Raw genomic sequence first — 18,151 nt, 5'->3', positions numbered from 1 at the left:
TTAGGTTTTTAGCCAAAGTATTCAACAAAATTATTTTCGGTTTCGTAGATTTTTACACAATGTAAAATGGCGCCGCTTTCTGCAATTGGTGCCCATAACTGCTTCCAGATCTCTATGGCCAGATTTTCGGTCGAAGCCAACTTGCCTTTCATAAAATCCACATCAAGATTTAAGTTTTTATGGTCAACTTTATCAACCACATAATCGTTCATTACGTCTTTCAGCCATTTTAAATCAACCAGGAAACCTGTTTCCGGATTAACCTCGCCTTTAACGGTAACATACAACCAATAGTTATGGCCATGCCAGTTGGGGTTGGCACATTTACCATAAACTTCATTATTTTTATCATCATCCCAATCGGTACGGGCCAGTTTATGCGCCGCATTAAATGATGCTTTTCTCGTTATGTAAATCATTACTATAAAATAAAGTGCGAATATACAGATAAAGGTTTAAGCGCCATTATGTAAAATGTAAGATGGAAAATGGATGATGTAAGGTAGATTATTATAACAATGAATTAACTTTACCATATGAAAACTTTAGTTGTTGCCGCTACAAAAGCAGAACTTAACATCCTTTATCAGCATTTCAATTTACCTGAAGGAGATTTTGTGGAAAGCAAAAATTTCGATCTGCTCATTACAGGAGTTGGTATGGTGGCAACGGCCTTCACCTTAGGTCAACATCTTTCGCAAAAATATGATCTTGTGGTAAATTTTGGCATTGCAGGAAGTTTTGATAGAAGTATAGCCTTAGGAACGGTGTTAAACATTACCGAGGATACCTTTGCCGAACTGGGTGCAGAAAATGGCGAGGAATTTTTAACCATAACCGATTTAGGCTTTGGAGAAAACCATTACACATCCCGAACCCAAAGAATAGTCGCTTTACCGATTGCAAAAGGCATCACCAAGAATTGTGTAAGCGGAAGCGAAAAAAGTATACAAAAACTGATTCAAAGGTTAAATCCTACAACCGAAAGCATGGAAGGTGCTGCCGTTTTTTATGCCTGCAAACAACTAAACATCGATTGCCTCCAAATTAGGAGTGTATCCAATTATGTAGAGCCCAGAAATAAAGACAATTGGAAAATAGGCCTTGCTATTAAAAACTTAAACGATTGGGCAATTGCTTTTATCGGAGAAATGAACTGATTATGACTGATTAATTTATTACAGTAGTTAATTTTGATTTATGAACCCGACACAATTAAAATAATTATTTTAATTGTCAAAGGCTCCATCTAACACCTGAAAACAAAAAAATAAATAGATGAAACTTACACTTGGATTTTCTCCCTGCCCCAACGATACATTTATTTTCGACGCACTCATTCACCATAAAATTGATACTGAAGGTTTAGAATTTGAAGTTTCTTATGATGATGTAGAAACCTTAAATCAAAAAGCACTTAGGGGTGAATTAGACATTACCAAATTAAGTTTTCATGCGTTTGCCTATGTAGCCAATCAATACGCTTTATTAGATGCTGGCAGTGCTTTAGGTTTTGGCGTAGGTCCACTGCTGATAAGCAAAAATCATTTTAACGACTCCGAGCTTCAGGCTCCAGACTCCCAACTAAAAATTGGAATCCCGGGAAAATATACCACAGCAAATTTTTTATTGGGCATTGCCTACCCCCATCTGCTAAACAAACAGGAACTCGTTTTTTCGGAGATCGAATCTGCCCTGCTTAACAATGAGATTGATTTAGGATTAATCATCCATGAAAATAGATTTACTTACCAGGATAAAGGTTTGACTAAAATTGTTGATTTAGGTGATTATTGGGAAAAATTAACCGGTTGCGCCATTCCCTTAGGAGGAATCGTAATCAACAGAAATTTAGACCGCGAAGTGCGGTTAAAAGTAAACCGCTTAATCCGGCAATCGGTAGAGTTTGCTTTTGCACATCCAAAATCGGGGATCGATTTTATCCGCCAGCATGCCCAGGCCATGGAAGAAAGCGTGATGTATAAACATATTGAACTCTATGTGAATAAATACAGCATTAACCTCGGCGAAGAGGGCCGCAAAGCCGTTGATACTTTATTTAAGCTTGCACAGGAACGGAATATTATTCCTGCTATTCAGGAGAATTTATATATTTAATTCTTTTCGTTCTGATCTGATAGCTATCGGATTTATTTCAGCATCTTTTTAAGATGCATCCCATTAGATCCTGAAACAAGTTCAGGAGGACGACTGGTTTAGTTAATTTAACTTACCAACAACTTATAACCTTTTCCGTGTACGTTAATAATTTCTACAGCAGGATCGGCCCTAAGATACTTACGGAGTTTACTTAAAAATACATCCATACTTCTACCATTAAAGTAGTTATCGTCATGCCAGATACTCAGTAAAGCTTCTTCACGCGTTAAAACGGTATTCTTTTTCAAACACAATAAACGCAAAAGTTCAGCCTCTTTGGTAGATAACTTTTGTTGTACATCGTTATTGGTGATAATCTGGGTAGTATAATCAAAATGATATTGACCGATAGAAAACTGTGTTTCTGCAGCCTCGTCGTTCTGATCGGTTTTGTTGGCCACACGCTTAAACATGGCGTTTATGCGCAGTAAAAGTTCTTCAATCCGGAAAGGTTTGGTAATATAATCATCGCCACCCAAATCATAGGCAGCAGATTTATCTTCCAACATGGTTTTGGCTGTCGCAAAAATGATCGGAACCTGGGTATTTACTTTTCTAATGTCTTTACCAAGGGTGAATCCATCTTTTTTAGGCATCATCACATCTAAAATGCAAAGATCGAAGTTCTGTTTATTGAACGACCTTAATCCGTCCTCTCCATCGGTGCATAACACAACATCAAACTTGCCCTTTAGCTGCAAATAGTCTTGTAACAATAAACCTAAATTTGGGTCGTCTTCTACCAGGAGTATTTTTTTCATTTTCTTAATTTTATTCACATATGTAGCATTACCTACACTGAAGGTTTGATTCTGAATATGCATAAGGGTTTAATTTACGTTGTAGATTAATAATACTCTACTATATTAGGTAAACTAAACCTGTTATATTTTAATGTATCGATAAAGCAAGCTTTTGTACCGATGGCTAACCGGTTTTATAAAGGTAAAGATATTTCGAACGTAGTTCCCCTATCTTTTTCGCTACTTACCTTAACCGTACCGTTCAGTTTTTTGATAATATCCTGTACATAATTTAAGCCCAAACCAAAACCTTTCACATCATGTAAATTTCCGGTGGGGACCCTGTAAAACTGATCGAAAATCCGCTTCGATTGCTCTTTGGTCATTCCAATACCCTTATCTGCTATTTCGATAATTAAGCTCCTGTTGGTATTACGTGTTGTGATCGTGATTTCAGGCGTGTCGCTACTATATTTGTTCGCATTATCAATCAGGTTATAAATTACGTTGGAAAGGTGCAGTTCATCACCATAAACCACTGCATTTTCCGCGTCTGTATTGACATGGATAATGGCATTTCTTTTTTGTAACTGCAGTTCCATACTATCGAGCACAATCACGATTAAATCGTTCATGTCTACATCAGTATTCTCCATGGTAAGCTCTCCTTTTTCCAACCTGGCAATGCTCAATACCCGTTCGATATGGCTGCCCAAACGAACATTTTCATCATAAATAATACCCGCCAAACGTTTTAATCGTGCTTTATCTTCCGTTACCTCAGGATCTTTCAAAGCCTCACTGGCAATCATAATAGTAGCCACAGGGGTTTTAAACTCATGCGTCATGTTGTTGATGAAATCTGTTTTCATTTCCGACAGTTTCTTTTGCTTTAAAATGGCATAAAGGGTGTAAGAAAAGATGAAAACAAGTACGAGCAACAAGCCGATAGATGAGGCCAGTGTAGCGCTCAGGTTAGAAATAATGGCTGAGTTTTTATTCGGAAAACTCACAAAAAGCATTCCCGGATCGCGGAACAAATCGTTTCCAAACAAAGGTGTTTTATAGGTATTTTCGGGCAAGAATTCTCCCTTTACATTGGAGGCCATCATGAAAATAGTGGAATCTTTTTTGGCCAGCGATACGCGATAAGAAGGTTCAAGCGTAATATTATTTGCAACAAGTTCTTCTTTTAATAAATCACCCAACAAATTAAAATTAATGCGTTTGTAAATTGGCACATTCGTTTCGCGTAATTCTTTAGAAACATCTTCTACCACACTCGATCTTGTATACAAAAAAGTATCCTTTCCCAGGGATGCAATTTTTAACTCCAGTTTCTTTTTCTCGATATCATCTTCGCGATTAAATTTTTTCTCCAAATCCTCAGAAATCTTTGGTACACTTACAAATCCCGGATTACCATTTCTAGGATCATAAACTAAATACCTTAACGAATCGGGCAAACTTTGCAGACTTTTAAACTCAAAGGTTTTAGATGCTTGGGCATAGGGCTTAGTACGCATACTGTACCCCTTTAATACGAGGCTTTTTATATCGATAAAAGCATCCATCTGCAGATCAAGCTTGGCACCACTTAATGGCGACGACAAGGAAACAAATTCTTTTTCAGAAATTACATTGGGAGAATTATACGAGACCCGAATGATACTATCTTGCTGGTTAAGGTAGTTTTCGATCTGATTTTCGCGTTCAGCCTGTCTTAGCTCAGTTTCTTGAACATATTGCTGTCTTAAATCTTTTATGTCCAGTGCACGCTGTCTCGAATCCTGAAGCTGTTTTAATTTATTTTCAGCGTCTTTTCTATTAAGATGATCTGCAACATTTCTACGCTGTATTTTATTCACAACTGTAGTTAGGGTCTGGTTTACCTGTTCATCAAAAAGTTGGGATTTTAGTTTATAGGATTCCCTGATGTAATACAATTGCATTACAAATACACCAAGCAAAGCCACCGTCATTAAAACAGTAATTAACCAAAAACTCTTTTTCTTCATTGAACAAGAATGGTTTTAAGGGTAAAAAACCAAATCACAATATTTTTAAATCTAAACAGATATCAAAAATACTGAATCGTTAGGCTAAGTGCTTGTTTTTAACATATTTTAACAGCGCCTATGGTCAAAAAAAATGCCGAGGCTAAAGCCTCGGCATGGTTCAAAATTGTTTGCTTAAAAAAGATTCTTTATTTAGAAAGGCAAATCATCATCTTCACCTGGCGCATTGCTTACGTCAACCGGAGCTGCATAAGCTGGTGTTGCTGCCGGGGCACCTGCTGCAACAGCATTGATACGCCAAATTACCAAACTGTTAAAATATGATGTTTTACCTGCTTTATCTGTCCAGGGGCGACCACGTAAATTAAAGAAAACTTCAACCTCATCGCCTGCTTTAAATGTATCTAATAATGCAGTTTTATCTTGCAAAGCCTCAAAACGGATATATTCTGGGTATGTTGGATTTTCTGCGTATTCTATTATTAAATCACGTTTTTTAAACGTTTCACTTACTTGTTGTGTGGCACCTACTTCGTGTACTTTTCCTTTAATTTCCATATCTAATACTACTTAATGTACTATAAACATCAAATCTCTATAATTTTATTGATAACTTCGCATATATTATGATGCAAGTTTTCCACAATAAAAGCAAGGTAATCATTACCTGCAACAAGCGCCTTTCGCCCTATTTACAAGATGAAGTTACGGCTTTAGGTTACACCATAGAAAGAGCTTTCGCTACGGGTGTTGAGCTCAATATTACCCTTACGGAGTGTATAAAGCTCAATTTGAACTTGCGTTGTGCCAGTCAGATCCTATATGCAATTAAAAGTTTCAAGGCCATTACGCCTGATGATTTATATACTGAAATCGCAGCCATTGAATGGGAAGAACTGATTGATTTTTCGGGTTATTTCTCGGTAACCTCAAATGTGGATAACCCAAATATCACCACACCACTATTTGCAAACTTAAAAGTAAAAGACGCTATTGTAGACCGCATGAAAGAGAAAAAAGGCATCCGCCCCAACTCTGGATCTGATGCGAACAAAGCGGTAGTACACTTATACTGGAAAGATGCAGATGCAGATGTTTTTATGGATACTTCTGGCGAAACCCTTGCCAAACACGGATACCGTAAAATCCCCGGAAAAGCACCAATGTTAGAAGCATTAGCCGCTGGCGTTATTTTAGCGACCAACTGGGACAAGAAATCGCCATTTATTAACCCCATGTGTGGATCAGGAACGTTGGCAATCGAAGCCGCTTTAATTGCAACCAACCGCGCTCCTGGTTTATACCGCATGAATTATGGTTTTATGCATATTTTAGGCTATAATGAGGAAGATTTTTTCACCGAACGCAGAATTTTGAAAGACCAGGTGATCAAAAATGTTGATCTTAAAATTGTAGCATCCGATCTGTCGGAAGATGCTGTTGAGGTAACCCGTAGAAATGCTAAAACAGCAGGGGTTGATACTTTAATTGAATTTGAAGTATGCGATTTCGAATTAACCCCTGTTCCTGAAGATGGTAAAGGTGTGGTTGTTTTTAACCCTGAGTATGGTGAGCGTTTGGGTGTACACAGTAAATTAGAATTGACCTATAAACGCATGGGCGATTTTATGAAAACCAAATGCAAAGGCTATTCTGGTTATATTTTCACCGGAAATCCCGATCTTGCAAAGAAAATTGGATTAAAAGCCGCTAAAAAAGTCGAATTTTATAATGGCAAATTAGATTGTCGTTTATTAGAATACGAATTGTATGATGGCTCACGCAGGGCACCATTAATTGAGGGCTAGACTTTTTGATTGAAAATTAATATATTACACTCTCTTACGTACCATAACGTAAACGATTTTGAAAGATATGGAATTTGATGACATGGATCATATGCCCGAATGGGAGCATTTCAGCCGATTTGGCCGGGATGATGAGGATGAAGAAAATCTATCGAGTGACGATGCGGAAAAGGTTAGGCTAAAAGTAACCCGTGCAAAAAGCCTTTATAACCAGGCCAGAGCGGTTTACAAATATGCCGCCCTGTTTTGCGAAACACTGGAAGGCGAAATGGCCGAAATGACCGCAAACCTGATCATGCAGAATGCACTAATGCTTTGCCCTAAAATTGTTGGGGCAGAAGGGGCAGATATGTATATTTTAAGGATGGAAAATGCCTCCATCATCCGAACCAATTGCCGCGAATTAGAAACTCAGGTAAGGGCAGCAGATATGTTCGAAATCTGTACTCCGGAATATAAAGACATTGTTTTAGACGAAATTGAAAAATTTCGACTGCTCTTTATCGAATGGGTGAAATATTTCGAAAAAGATGAATTTGAAGATGACTGGGGATTATATTAATCCTTAGCATCTAAATTTTCTGTAGCTTTCCTTTTTCCCTTTTTTAAAGTAGCTGTGATTGATGGAAACTGTTTATGCCACATGCCCGTATACATGCCATCGTGTTTCACCAATTGCTCGTGTGTTCCCTCTTCAATCAGCTTTCCTTCTTTTAAAACCACAATCTTATCTGCATTTACCACGGTACTAAGACGATGGGCAATTAAAATAATGGTTTTTCCATTTTCACGGAGCAAAGAAATGGCATTGTGGATATGCTCTTCCGAAGAAGAATCGAGCGAAGAAGTCGCTTCATCCAAAATCAATATTTCAGGATCGCGGTACAAAGCTCTGGCAATGGCTAAACGCTGTCGTTGACCGCCAGATAAATTGGTTGCATTTTCCCCCAGGTAAGTATCAAATCCATTCGGCAACCGCTCTATAAAATCCATAATGTTTAACTGGACACAGATGCGGATAATTTTTTTCATATCGGGCTCCATCTCCCCAACGGCTATATTCTCAATTACATTTCCGGCAAAAAGGTGCACATCCTGAGGCACTACCGCCACCAGTTTTCGTAAACTTTCGTTGGTAATGTAATTGATATCAAACTCGCCAACCATAATATTGCCCGACTGGAGCGGATAAATATTCTGCAAAAGCGAGAGCAGCGTGGTTTTACCCGATCCGCTTTCGCCAACCACAGCTGTAATTTTCCCTTTTGGCACGTGCAGGCTAAAGCCATCAAACACGGTTACCCGGGTTCCATATCTAAAGTTTACATTCCTAAATTCGATGTCGCCAATCATATCGGGTGTTAAATCGGTTCTATTCTCAGTTTTTTCACGTTCCAGGTCCATAATTTCAAAGAGCCTGTCGGCAGCAATACGTGCATCCTGAAATACCTTATTCATCCCGATCAAACTGATTACCGGGCCGGTAAAATAACCGATAATGGCATAAAATGATAATAGTTCGCCAGGCGTAATCATGTTCTGCAACACAAAACCCGCACCTGCCCAAAGCAGGATTACGGCAAAAATGCTGGAAATAAAACCACTCGCATTCCCTACCAAAAGCGAATTCGTTCCAGAGGTATAAACCGTTTTTAACAAATTGATAAACCTGATTTCAGTTTTTAAGTTCGAAAAATTTTCCAAACCAAAACGTTTGATCGTACTTACCGAATGTACCGATTCTACCAATTGATTTTCCAGTTCGGCACTTTTCTCCATCAACTGGCGCTGGGTGGTTTTATTTAACCGGTTCGAAACATAATACACCACTGCATACAATGGTACCACCGTAAGCATAATCAAAGCCAGTTTCCAATAATAGGTAAACATCAGGGCAAAAGAGAAAATGAGGATGAAAACGTTTACGGCAAAGCCAACCAGCACATCATTGATAAAAGCCCTGATTTTTACTGCATCGTTCATCCTCGAAATAATCTCACCAACGCGCATGGTATCGAAAAACTGCTGGGGTAACTTTAAAAGATGTTTATAATAGCCTAAAATCAGGCGGGCATCAATTTGCTGTCCGGTTTTTATGGTTAACAAAGTTTTGGCATAATTGATAAAAATCTGCACCAAAATGATGATGATCATCACCGTACCCATTAAATTTAGCAGATTGGTATTCCCTTCAGGCAAAACATTATCTACAATTTTTTGGAGAAAAATGGAGGTGGATAAACCCAGTATCGTATAAAAAATAGCCCCTATCAATACCTGAATCAAAACCGATTTATGGGGTGTTAACAGGTAAATAAATCTTTTCTCCAAAGAAATCCGCTCAGTGCCAGCTGTAAAATCATCGCCAGGCAATAGCATAATTAACACACCGGTCCATTTTTGCCTAAACTCATCCGGACTTAACCTTTGCATTTCGCCATAGGCGGGATCCATTACTTCTACATATGCCTCGGTAATACTATATAGTACAATATAATGCGCAATATTATTGTGGTTTACGTGTGCAATTACCGGCAAGGGAATGGTAAAAAGATTATCGTAACTGGCTTTTACGCCTTTAGCAGAAAAACCCAATCTTGCTGACGCTTCGATCAAACCCAAAACATTGGTACCCTTTTTATCGGTAGAGGCATACTGCCGGATACGGGCAATAGGAAGATCCAAACCATAATGAATCGCAATTGAAGCCAAACATGCCGCCCCGCAATCCGTAACATCATGCTGTTTGATAATGGTTTTCTTCGCTTTCTTTTTTGATTTTAAAGATTCAAAAAATTGGTTTACGGTTTTCATAGGCGCGTAACTTGGGTTTCTTTACTTTGAGGAATTACGTTCGGGTTTAACCAATCGTCTGCTTTATCGTAAAGCAACTGGAACAAAGTTCTACGGGTAACAAAAAAACGTGCCTGTAAGGTCATGCCTTTTTTAATCTTGCCGATGTAGCCGTTACGCAGTTTAAGGCTATTTTTATCGAGCAAACACCTTACTTTAAAAAAAGGTTGTGCACCATTCTGCATAAAAACATCACTCGAAATGGAAATCACCTTTCCGGTTGCCATTCCCCACTCATTGTAATTGTAGGCATCGATCTGGAACCTGGCTTTCGTGCCAACATGCAACAGGCCAATGTCTTTAGGTTGTACATAGGTTTCGGCAATTAAACCCGAATCGGGCGAAATCTCGCCCAAAATTTCGTTGGCAGAAATAGAACTTCCAGGCTGGATCCCTTTTAGCTGTTGTACCGTACCCGTTAATGGGGCTTTAATGGTATAAAATTCCTTTTCCTCTTCATACTGCCTATCGCGTGTGCCCAATTGTTGGTTCTGAATACTCAACTGATTGAGTTCGGTTTGCCATTTGCTGCCCTGCTCCTCTCCGATTAGTGAAAGTTCGTTGAATACATTATCCTTTTTAAGTTTTACCTCATCATATTCTAATGCCGAAACCGCTTTTTGTTTATAGAGATAGGCATAACGGTCGTAATTTTTATAGGCAAGTTGGTAGCGGGCTTTTGCTTCGGTAACCCGTTGCATAAACAAACTATATTGCTGACCGTAAACGCCTGATTTTAGTGGTAGTTTTTTCGACCAGTCGTTTCGTTTATAAGCATTGATCAGCAAACCCAAATCGTAAAGCTGAGCTGTAACATCGGTTTGTTGAAATTGGTTCAATGCATCCTGGCTCTCGATATTTTCTTTTTTTATAGTGAGTAAAACCTGCCCGGCTTTAACATGCATATTCTCCTTAATAAACAGCGAATCGATCCGGCCGGCTACCAATGGTTTTATTTCGTTCCGTTCGGCAGTTGGGCGAAAAAGTCCCGTACTTTTTACATTTACATCTACCTTGATGAGAAACATCGCTAAAAAAGCAACAATAAGTACCGCCAGGATTACCTGATATATAATTTTGGTATAGGAGTTATGCGAATGAAAATGGTACTCGGCCGTATTTTCAATCACTTCTTTAGGAAATATATATTTATCGCTATCCATATCTAAATTATATACGCAATTGGGGCATTTTGGTTTTTTCGTAAACACGAAAAAAGACCAAAACAATGGCCTTTTTTCAATATGATTAAGTTATAATTATTGTTTATTGCCTAAAAAACCAAGGTTTAAATCAATATTATTTCCTATTGATAGCGTGGTTGAACTTTTATAATCCCCGTAACTCCTCGTAAAAGTGATACTTAATAAACTATCTGCTGTTGCGGTAAGCGATATCCCCATTGATCCTTTATTGCCATCGAATAAACCACCGCCTGCAATTGCTACAAGCTCTTTTTCTGATAAATTTTCCATGATATTTCGAATTAACTGAACAAGAAAAAGGAGGATAAATGAATATCCTCCTTTTCAATTAATAATATATTATTGGCTCAAACTATCAAACAGGCCTTTTAGGCTACCTCCGATGTTGTTACCGATTGACAACGAGCTTGCGCTGGCCTCATCTCCATCTTTACTTGCGGTTTGGAACGACAATAAATTACCAATTCCGATTGATCCCAATAAACCACCCGAATTTGATGAATCATTGTTACCAAATAAACCCCCACCATTAATCTCTTTCATTTCTGTTAAATTCAAATCTTGCATTTTCATAATATAAATAGATTTACTAAAGCCTACTCTCTTAAAGGTTTTCGGCATACCCTAAGTTTGACTTTCATCGTCCTTTAATTAACAAACGGAAAGATTCTACTTATAGATTTTCTAAATTGCGGGTTTCAAACAACGGTTCAGAATACATTAAACTTACTGGTTGTCAGATAATTAAAACAATTTAATATTATAATTCGTTACGCGAGTGGTAATAAAAAAAGGACCTCCGAAGAAGTCCTTTTTTTATAAATTGAGTTGTGAAGTCAAATTAGCTGGTTAAGCTTTTGAATAATCCTTCTAAGCTTCCACCAATGTTATTTCCTAAAGAGAACGAGGTTTTACTCGATTCATCTCCGTCTTGGGTTTCGTTGGAGAAGGATAACAAGTTACCAATTCCGATTGATCCTAACAGACCGCCAGAACTTGATGAATCATTACCACCAAATAAACCACCACCGTTGATTTCTTTCATTTCGTTTAAATTTAACTCTTGAAGTTTCATAACGTTTTCTAATTTTAATAATGCCTACTCTGTTTGAGGTTTTCGGCTACTCCTTTTATAAACCTGCCATGTTTAAGCGGCGAAGTTATTATAAGAACGAAGCTAAGGAGCTTAAAGTTTTTATAAAACATTGATTAACAACACGAAAACAGAATACATTAAACATTTAGGTTGTTCTTTTGTTATAATAAACAGTTCGTTTCCCCGTTTCGCGCGATTCCTCATTGTGCTAAAAATTCAGACGCTAAAAATCTGTTGCTACAAATGTTTCGTACATAGTGAAAGAACATTAAAATATTTTATCCCTTTTTTATGGAAGATGTATTGGCTTTAAAGACGAAGAATGTTGCCGGGAATATTAGAAAAATTAGAGAATACAGAGACTATACTCAAGATTATCTGGCAGCGAAATTAAAAATCTCTCAAAATGCATACAGCAAAATTGAGCTTGGTTATAGTAAACTTACTATCGACCGGTTATTTCAAATTGCGGCAATTTTAGAGGTTGAGGTACCCCACCTCTTAACCCTTAATCACAATGATCTAATTAAAATTATTGCTGATGATGAAAACAGAACGGCAGCGGCGAGTTAATTACTCGATCCGCTGTTGATATCATTTTTTTTTTACCTGCAGATAATTCCAATACCTTTGGAAGAAATTTATAACGATGCAGGCTACCATTGAAAAAACCATTGATTTTGTACAAAAAACTTTAGCAAACGCCGAAGCCGGACATGATTGGTTTCATATTGAACGTGTTTTTAAAACCGCTCAAACCATTAACCAGCAAGAAAAAGGTGATGAACAGGTAGTGGCTTTTGCTGCTTTGCTGCATGATATTGCCGATCCTAAATTCAACAATGGTGATGAAGAACTGGGGCCAAACCTGGCTGCATCTTTTTTAGCATCGATCGCCGTTGATGCTGATATTATCGCCCATGTGAAGCTGATTATCCAAGACATGTCGTTCAAAAACAGCTTTGATGGTTCAGGATTTACCTCAAAAGAAATGCAGATTGTTCAGGATGCAGACCGTTTAGATGCCATTGGTGCTATTGGTATTGCCCGCGCCTTTACCTATGGCGGTTTCAAAAACAGGGTACTTTACAATCCGGCCATTAAACCTGAAGAACACCTCACCAAAGAAAGTTATAAAAACACAACGGCCCCTACTATTAATCACTTTTACGAGAAATTACTTTTACTAAAAGATCTGATGAATACTGAAGCCGGTAAGTTAATAGCAACAGAGAGGCACAACTTTATGCTATTATACCTGGAGCATTTTTATAAAGAATGGGAAGGTAAATAAGTATGAATGTACGTATCAATTACCTGATTGCAGAAAGCTGACCTCTTCAAACGTTTAGCTCATTACGATTATTCCTAAATCGAATAGATTAAGCAAATCTATTTACTAATATTTTTAGTTATTAAGCTATATTTGTTAGTAAATACCCATCCCTATGTTTGATCGAATTCGTGAAAAATTAAATATTCTTGCCGACGCCGCTAAATATGATGTTTCTTGTTCATCAAGTGGCGGCACAAGAAAAAACACATCCAAAGGCCTTGGCGACAGCCATTCTTCTGGCATATGCCATACTTATACGGAAGATGGCCGATGTGTTTCTCTTCTAAAAATCCTGTTAACCAATCATTGTATATACGATTGTTTGTTCTGCGTTTCGCGAAAAAGCAACGATGTAAAACGCGCAGCCTTTACCGTAGACGAAGTGGTAGAGCTCACGATGAATTTTTATCGCCGGAATTATATTGAAGGGCTGTTTTTAAGCTCAGGGATTTTCAAAAATGCCGATTTTACCATGGAGCGCTTGTTACTGGTGGTAAAGAAACTACGTTTAGAACAGAATTACAACGGGTATATTCACCTGAAAACCATTCCTGGCGCAAGTGATGAACTGATTAAAGAAGCCGGTTTATATGCCGACAGGATGAGTATTAATTTGGAAATGCCTACCGAAGCGGGCTTAAAACTTTTGGCGCCAGAGAAGAATCATGAAGATGTAATTAAACCTTTGGCCTTTGTGCAACAGCAGATTACCCAATTTTCAGCCGATAAAAAACTCATTAAACACACGCCAAAATTTGTTCCCGCAGGGCAGAGCACCCAAATGGTTATCGGTGCTACGCCCGAAAGCGATAAGGATATTATGTACACTGCAAATGCCTTTTACAAAAACTTTTCGCTCAAAAGAGTCTATTATTCAGGTTATGTACCCATTAGCAACGATACCCGAATGCCTGTGCTTGGTACGCAGCCACCACTTTTAAGGGAAAACAGATTGTATCAAACCGATTGGTTGATGCGTTTTTACGGCTTTAAGGTTCAGGAAATTTTAAATGATGCCAATCCGAATCTTGATGTGGATATCGATCCAAAATTAAGCTGGGCCATCCGCAATATGCAGCATTTTCCGGTCGACATTAATAAAGCCGATTATAAGATGATTCTCCGCATACCAGGAATCGGCGTCATGTCAGCGCAAAAAATTGTACAGGCCCGGAAGTTCGGAAAACTCAGGATCGATCAGTTAAAAAAAATTGGCGTAGCATATAACCGGGCCAAACATTTTATTATCTGTTTAGATAGCCCTTATCAGCTGAAAGATTATCAGGGCACACAGATTAAAGCTTTTATTCTGGCCGAAAGCCAGAGTAAGTATGTCAAAACTGATAGCAACCAGATGATTTTGTTTTAAATGTACTGTCATTCTGATCCGATAGCTATCAGATCAGATGAACAGATTAAGTTTTGGGACATATCATACACAGATTCTTGACAGCGTTCTTGAGGGTATAATTGTCACAGCTCCGTCTGGGATCCGAAGCATATCCGAAGAGGATCCGTCTCAACGCTTAATATTTTATCTATTATAACCAACCATGACCTATATCTTTGATGGATCCCTGCAAGGCCTGTTAACAGCAGTTTTCGAATGGTTTGAACGCAAACCAGGGAAAGTGGCATTAAAATCTACCGCAATTTTTCAGCCTGAGGCATTTGTAGAAAGTTTTACGGTAAGCACGAACGATGAGAAAGCCGACCGGGTTTGGGCAGGATTACAAAAAAAACTCAAAAAAGACTGGTTGCGTAAATTTTATTGCAGTTATTTATCAGAAATTCCCGAAGCTTATAATCATTTGTTTCAGTTTGCGATATATGTATTTCAAAATCAGCCAGGAGCTGAAAGTAATTATGGCAATGCACATGTAATTGCCCTATCTAAATATGCCAAAAGCTTAGAAAGGGAAAAACACAGGATGGAAGCGTTTATCCGCTTTCAGAAAACGGGCGACGGCCTATTTTATGCCAGTATCGATCCTGATTTTAATGTGTTGCCATTAATCTCCAACCACTTCAAAAACCGATATGCCGACCAGCAGTGGGTGATATATGATTTAAAACGAAAATATGGTCTACATTATAATTTACATGCTGTTGAAGAAATTACGATCAGCTTTAATAACGGTGTAAATAAGCAGAACCCGGCATCTGTTTTAATGGATGAAGGGGAAGCCTTATATGCCACTTTATGGAAAGATTATTTTAAAAGCGCCAATATTGTTGCCCGTAAAAACACCAAGCTGCATGTACAGCATGTGCCTAAAAGGTACTGGAAATATCTGACAGAGAAAACTCCGGTTTAATTCAAAAGTATTGACAAATGACCAGCAAGCTATTTGAGAATTTGTCAAGGCTGAACATTTATCTGAAAAAATTATAAATCTGGCTACAAAGTCAAAAACTTACTGCCATGCTGACACCCACATTCTTAATTAGGGTGAAAAGATTGACAGTTTGGTGAAAATTTGTCCCTCAAAAACACTTGGCATAAAAAGTGTTAATTGTATGCTTAGTTAAAAAACTCAAATCAAAATAAAAAAATAATAAAAGTTATGGCGTTAAACCTAAAACCAATTGCTGGCAGTTCGAACAGAGTAATAGTTGAACCGGCTGCAGCAGAAGAAAAAACTGCATCGGGTTTGTATATCCCTGATACTGCTAAAGAAAAACCATCAAAAGGAATTGTAGTTTCTGTTTCTGAAGAAGATTCTGAAGGTAAAAAAGCGAGTGTAAAAGTTGGCGATGTTGTAATTTATGGCAAATACGGTGGTACCGAATTCCCTTACGAAGGTAAAGATTACCTTATTATGCGCGAAACTGATATTTACGCTGTTGTTGGGTAATAGTAATGATTAAATGACTGAATCTCAAATGAGAGAATTCAGCATTAATCAACAAATAAAATAATAATGTTAGAATGTGAAGAATACAAATTCAATCATTCTCTCATACAATCATTCAAAATTCAAAAAAGAAATGTCAAAACAAGTAAAATATAACGTAGAAGCACGCGACGCCCTGAAAAGAGGTGTTGATATTCTTGCAAATGCAGTAAAAGTAACTTTAGGTCCAAAAGGCCGTAACGTAATTATCGATAAAAAATTCGGTTCACCAGCAATCACTAAAGATGGTGTTACTGTGGCTAAAGAAATCGAATTAAAAGATGCCGTTGAGAACATGGGTGCTCAAATGGTTAAAGAAGTAGCTTCAAAAACAGCTGATATTGCTGGTGATGGTACTACTACTGCTACGGTATTGGCTCAGGCCATTATCACTACCGGTATTAAAAATGTTGCTGCAGGTGCAAATCCAATGGATTTAAAACGTGGTATTGATAAAGCGGTTGCGGCTGTTGTAGAAAACTTAAAATCTCAATCGCAAGCGGTTGGAGATGATAACAACAAAATTAAACAAGTGGCATCTATCTCTGCAAATAACGACGAGGTAATCGGTTCGTTAATTGCTGAAGCCATGAGCAAAGTTGGTAAAGATGGTGTAATTACTGTTGAAGAAGCAAAAGGTACTGAAACTGAAGTTAAAACAGTTGAAGGTATGCAATTTGACAGAGGTTATTTATCTCCATATTTTGTGACCAATGCAGACAAAATGGAAGCTGAATTAGAAAATCCTTACATTTTAATCTACGACAAAAAAATCAGCAACATGAAAGAATTGTTGCCGGTTTTAGAAAAAACTGTTCAAACTGGTAAACCATTGGTAATCATTTCTGAAGATTTAGATGGCGAAGCTTTAGCTACTTTGGTTGTAAACAAAATCCGTGGTTCGTTAAAAGTTGTTGCTGTTAAAGCTCCAGGTTTTGGCGACAGAAGAAAAGCAATGTTAGAAGACATCGCAATTTTAACTGGCGGTATTGTGGTTTCAGAAGAAAGAGGTTACAAATTAGAAAATGCTGATTTAACTTATTTAGGTTCTGCTGAAAAAGTTGTTGTTGATAAAGACAATACAACTGTAATCAATGGTGCTGGTAACTCAGAAGATATTAAATCACGTGTAAGCCAGATCAAATCTCAGATCGAAACTACTACATCTGACTACGATAAAGAAAAATTACAAGAGCGTTTGGCTAAATTGGCTGGCGGTGTTGCAGTTCTTTACGTTGGTGCAGCGAGTGAAGTTGAAATGAAAGAGAAAAAAGACCGCGTTGATGATGCTTTACACGCAACCCGTGCGGCTGTAGAAGAAGGTATTGTTGCCGGTGGTGGTGTTGCTTTCATCCGTGCAGTTGAAGCTTTAGCTGATCTAAAAGGTGCTAACGAAGATGAAAACACGGGTATCCAGATCATCCGTCGTGCGATTGAAGAGCCATTACGTCAAATTTGCGAAAACGCAGGTATTGAAGGTTCTATCGTAGTGCAAAAAGTTAAAGAAGGTAAAGCCGATTTCGGTTACAATGCACGTACTGATGTTTACGAAAACTTAATTGGTGCTGGTGTTATCGATCCAACTAAAGTTAGCCGCGTAGCATTAGAAAATGCAGCATCTATTGCAGCCATGTTATTAACTACAGAAGTTGTTTTAGCTGATGAGCCTGAAGAAGGTGGTTCTCCAATGCCTCCAATGGGCGGCGGCGGTATGGGTGGCATGATGTAATACCATCCGTACAGCGAAATTATTTCGTGTAAAAATATTCCCTCAAGGCAAGGAGCCTTGAGGGTTTTTTTATGCCTTATTACCATCAAAAACGAACTTTAACGTATTTATAACCTACTCATTTAGTTGATGTTGGTGTAAAGTTTTGTACCCGTAATGCAAAAAATACGTTCTTTGCCACTGAATATTTATTGACGCGTCTTAGGCCTGATACTCATATATGAGATTGGATCAAAGCAAGTTTAACTAACTCGCTTGCGGAACGCAATAAAATCATTCCCTAGTGTTAGAGATTTATGAAGATTC

General features: G+C 38.0%; 19 protein-coding genes. 10 read left to right on the top strand and 9 right to left on the bottom strand.

Going from position 1 to position 18,151, the window contains the following annotated elements:
• Positions 1–8: 8 nt before the first annotated feature.
• Positions 9–419, bottom strand: coding sequence for a 6-pyruvoyl trahydropterin synthase family protein (locus tag R2S57_RS01940; protein ID WP_090501570.1), 411 nt, complete (start codon positions 417–419; stop codon positions 9–11).
• A gap of 117 nt (positions 420–536) precedes the next feature.
• Between R2S57_RS01940 and mqnB the strand changes: the two genes are divergently transcribed.
• Together mqnB and R2S57_RS01930 are read left to right on the top strand one after the other, a co-directional pair.
• Positions 537–1,160, top strand: coding sequence for a futalosine hydrolase (mqnB, locus tag R2S57_RS01935; protein WP_316843429.1), 624 nt, complete (start codon positions 537–539; stop codon positions 1,158–1,160).
• A gap of 118 nt (positions 1,161–1,278) precedes the next feature.
• Complete coding sequence (locus R2S57_RS01930; RefSeq protein WP_316843428.1) at positions 1,279–2,118, top strand: 1,4-dihydroxy-6-naphthoate synthase; 840 nt, start codon at positions 1,279–1,281, stop codon at positions 2,116–2,118.
• A gap of 107 nt (positions 2,119–2,225) precedes the next feature.
• Here R2S57_RS01930 and R2S57_RS01925 read toward each other — a convergent pair whose 3' ends face one another.
• The 3 genes from R2S57_RS01925 to R2S57_RS01915 all read right to left on the bottom strand — a co-directional run bounded on the left by R2S57_RS01925 (position 2,226) and on the right by R2S57_RS01915 (position 5,479).
• On the bottom strand, positions 2,226–2,921 hold the full coding sequence (locus R2S57_RS01925) for a response regulator transcription factor (protein WP_316843427.1): 696 nt from the start codon (positions 2,919–2,921) through the stop codon (positions 2,226–2,228).
• 176 nt (positions 2,922–3,097) lie between these two features.
• Positions 3,098–4,921, bottom strand: coding sequence for a HAMP domain-containing sensor histidine kinase (locus R2S57_RS01920; protein ID WP_316843426.1), 1,824 nt, complete (start codon positions 4,919–4,921; stop codon positions 3,098–3,100).
• A 192-nt stretch (positions 4,922–5,113) separates the two neighbouring features.
• Complete coding sequence (locus tag R2S57_RS01915; RefSeq protein ID WP_029274214.1) at positions 5,114–5,479, bottom strand: DUF3127 domain-containing protein; 366 nt, start codon at positions 5,477–5,479, stop codon at positions 5,114–5,116.
• 71 nt (positions 5,480–5,550) lie between these two features.
• On the opposite strand from R2S57_RS01915, the gene R2S57_RS01910 reads away from it, so the two are divergent.
• Together R2S57_RS01910 and R2S57_RS01905 are read left to right on the top strand one after the other, a co-directional pair.
• Positions 5,551–6,729, top strand: a complete 1,179-nt coding sequence (locus R2S57_RS01910; protein ID WP_316843522.1) for a class I SAM-dependent RNA methyltransferase — start codon at positions 5,551–5,553, stop codon at positions 6,727–6,729.
• A gap of 67 nt (positions 6,730–6,796) precedes the next feature.
• Positions 6,797–7,291 (top strand): hypothetical protein, encoded by a 495-nt coding sequence (locus R2S57_RS01905; protein WP_316843425.1) that lies wholly within the window; start codon positions 6,797–6,799, stop codon positions 7,289–7,291.
• Here the strand turns inward: R2S57_RS01905 and R2S57_RS01900 are convergent.
• The 5 genes from R2S57_RS01900 to R2S57_RS01880 form a co-directional block, all read right to left on the bottom strand.
• A complete protein-coding gene (locus tag R2S57_RS01900; RefSeq protein WP_316843424.1) occupies positions 7,288–9,543 on the bottom strand; it encodes a peptidase domain-containing ABC transporter in 2,256 nt (751 codons plus the stop codon). The genes R2S57_RS01905 and R2S57_RS01900 overlap by 4 nt on opposite strands.
• Entirely contained in the window at positions 9,540–10,745 is a 1,206-nt protein-coding gene (locus tag R2S57_RS01895; protein ID WP_316843423.1) for an HlyD family secretion protein, read from the bottom strand. Before R2S57_RS01895 ends, R2S57_RS01900 begins: the two co-directional genes overlap by 4 nt.
• Before the next feature lie 96 nt (positions 10,746–10,841).
• Entirely contained in the window at positions 10,842–11,057 is a 216-nt protein-coding gene (locus R2S57_RS01890; RefSeq protein ID WP_316843422.1) for a hypothetical protein, read from the bottom strand.
• A gap of 69 nt (positions 11,058–11,126) precedes the next feature.
• The gene (locus tag R2S57_RS01885; RefSeq protein WP_316843421.1) at positions 11,127–11,360 is read right to left on the bottom strand and encodes a hypothetical protein; all 234 of its coding nucleotides are present in this window, start codon (positions 11,358–11,360) and stop codon (positions 11,127–11,129) included.
• A 268-nt stretch (positions 11,361–11,628) separates the two neighbouring features.
• Positions 11,629–11,862 (bottom strand): hypothetical protein, encoded by a 234-nt coding sequence (locus R2S57_RS01880; RefSeq protein ID WP_187592469.1) that lies wholly within the window; start codon positions 11,860–11,862, stop codon positions 11,629–11,631.
• Between the two features lie 312 nt (positions 11,863–12,174).
• Here R2S57_RS01880 and R2S57_RS01875 point away from each other — a divergent pair, with 312 nt between their 5' ends.
• The 6 genes from R2S57_RS01875 to groL all read left to right on the top strand — a co-directional run bounded on the left by R2S57_RS01875 (position 12,175) and on the right by groL (position 17,845).
• On the top strand, positions 12,175–12,456 hold the full coding sequence (locus tag R2S57_RS01875; protein WP_316843420.1) for a helix-turn-helix transcriptional regulator: 282 nt from the start codon (positions 12,175–12,177) through the stop codon (positions 12,454–12,456).
• Positions 12,457–12,532: 76 nt separating this feature from the next.
• The gene (locus tag R2S57_RS01870; protein WP_316843419.1) at positions 12,533–13,177 is read left to right on the top strand and encodes an HD domain-containing protein; all 645 of its coding nucleotides are present in this window, start codon (positions 12,533–12,535) and stop codon (positions 13,175–13,177) included.
• Between the two features lie 154 nt (positions 13,178–13,331).
• Entirely contained in the window at positions 13,332–14,588 is a 1,257-nt protein-coding gene (locus R2S57_RS01865; protein WP_316843418.1) for a putative DNA modification/repair radical SAM protein, read from the top strand.
• Positions 14,589–14,772: 184 nt separating this feature from the next.
• A complete protein-coding gene (locus R2S57_RS01860; RefSeq protein WP_316843417.1) occupies positions 14,773–15,537 on the top strand; it encodes a TIGR03915 family putative DNA repair protein in 765 nt (254 codons plus the stop codon).
• Positions 15,538–15,786: 249 nt separating this feature from the next.
• Entirely contained in the window at positions 15,787–16,077 is a 291-nt protein-coding gene (groES, locus tag R2S57_RS01855; RefSeq protein WP_316843416.1) for a co-chaperone GroES, read from the top strand.
• 133 nt (positions 16,078–16,210) lie between these two features.
• The gene (groL, locus tag R2S57_RS01850; RefSeq protein WP_316843415.1) at positions 16,211–17,845 is read left to right on the top strand and encodes a chaperonin GroEL; all 1,635 of its coding nucleotides are present in this window, start codon (positions 16,211–16,213) and stop codon (positions 17,843–17,845) included.
• Positions 17,846–18,151: the final 306 nt, after the last annotated feature.

It is taken from the genome of Pedobacter psychrodurus (assembly GCF_032678585.1).
GTDB classification, from domain to species: Bacteria; Bacteroidota; Bacteroidia; order Sphingobacteriales; family Sphingobacteriaceae; genus Pedobacter; species Pedobacter psychrodurus_A.
This window is presented reverse-complemented; position numbering and strand designations above follow the sequence as displayed.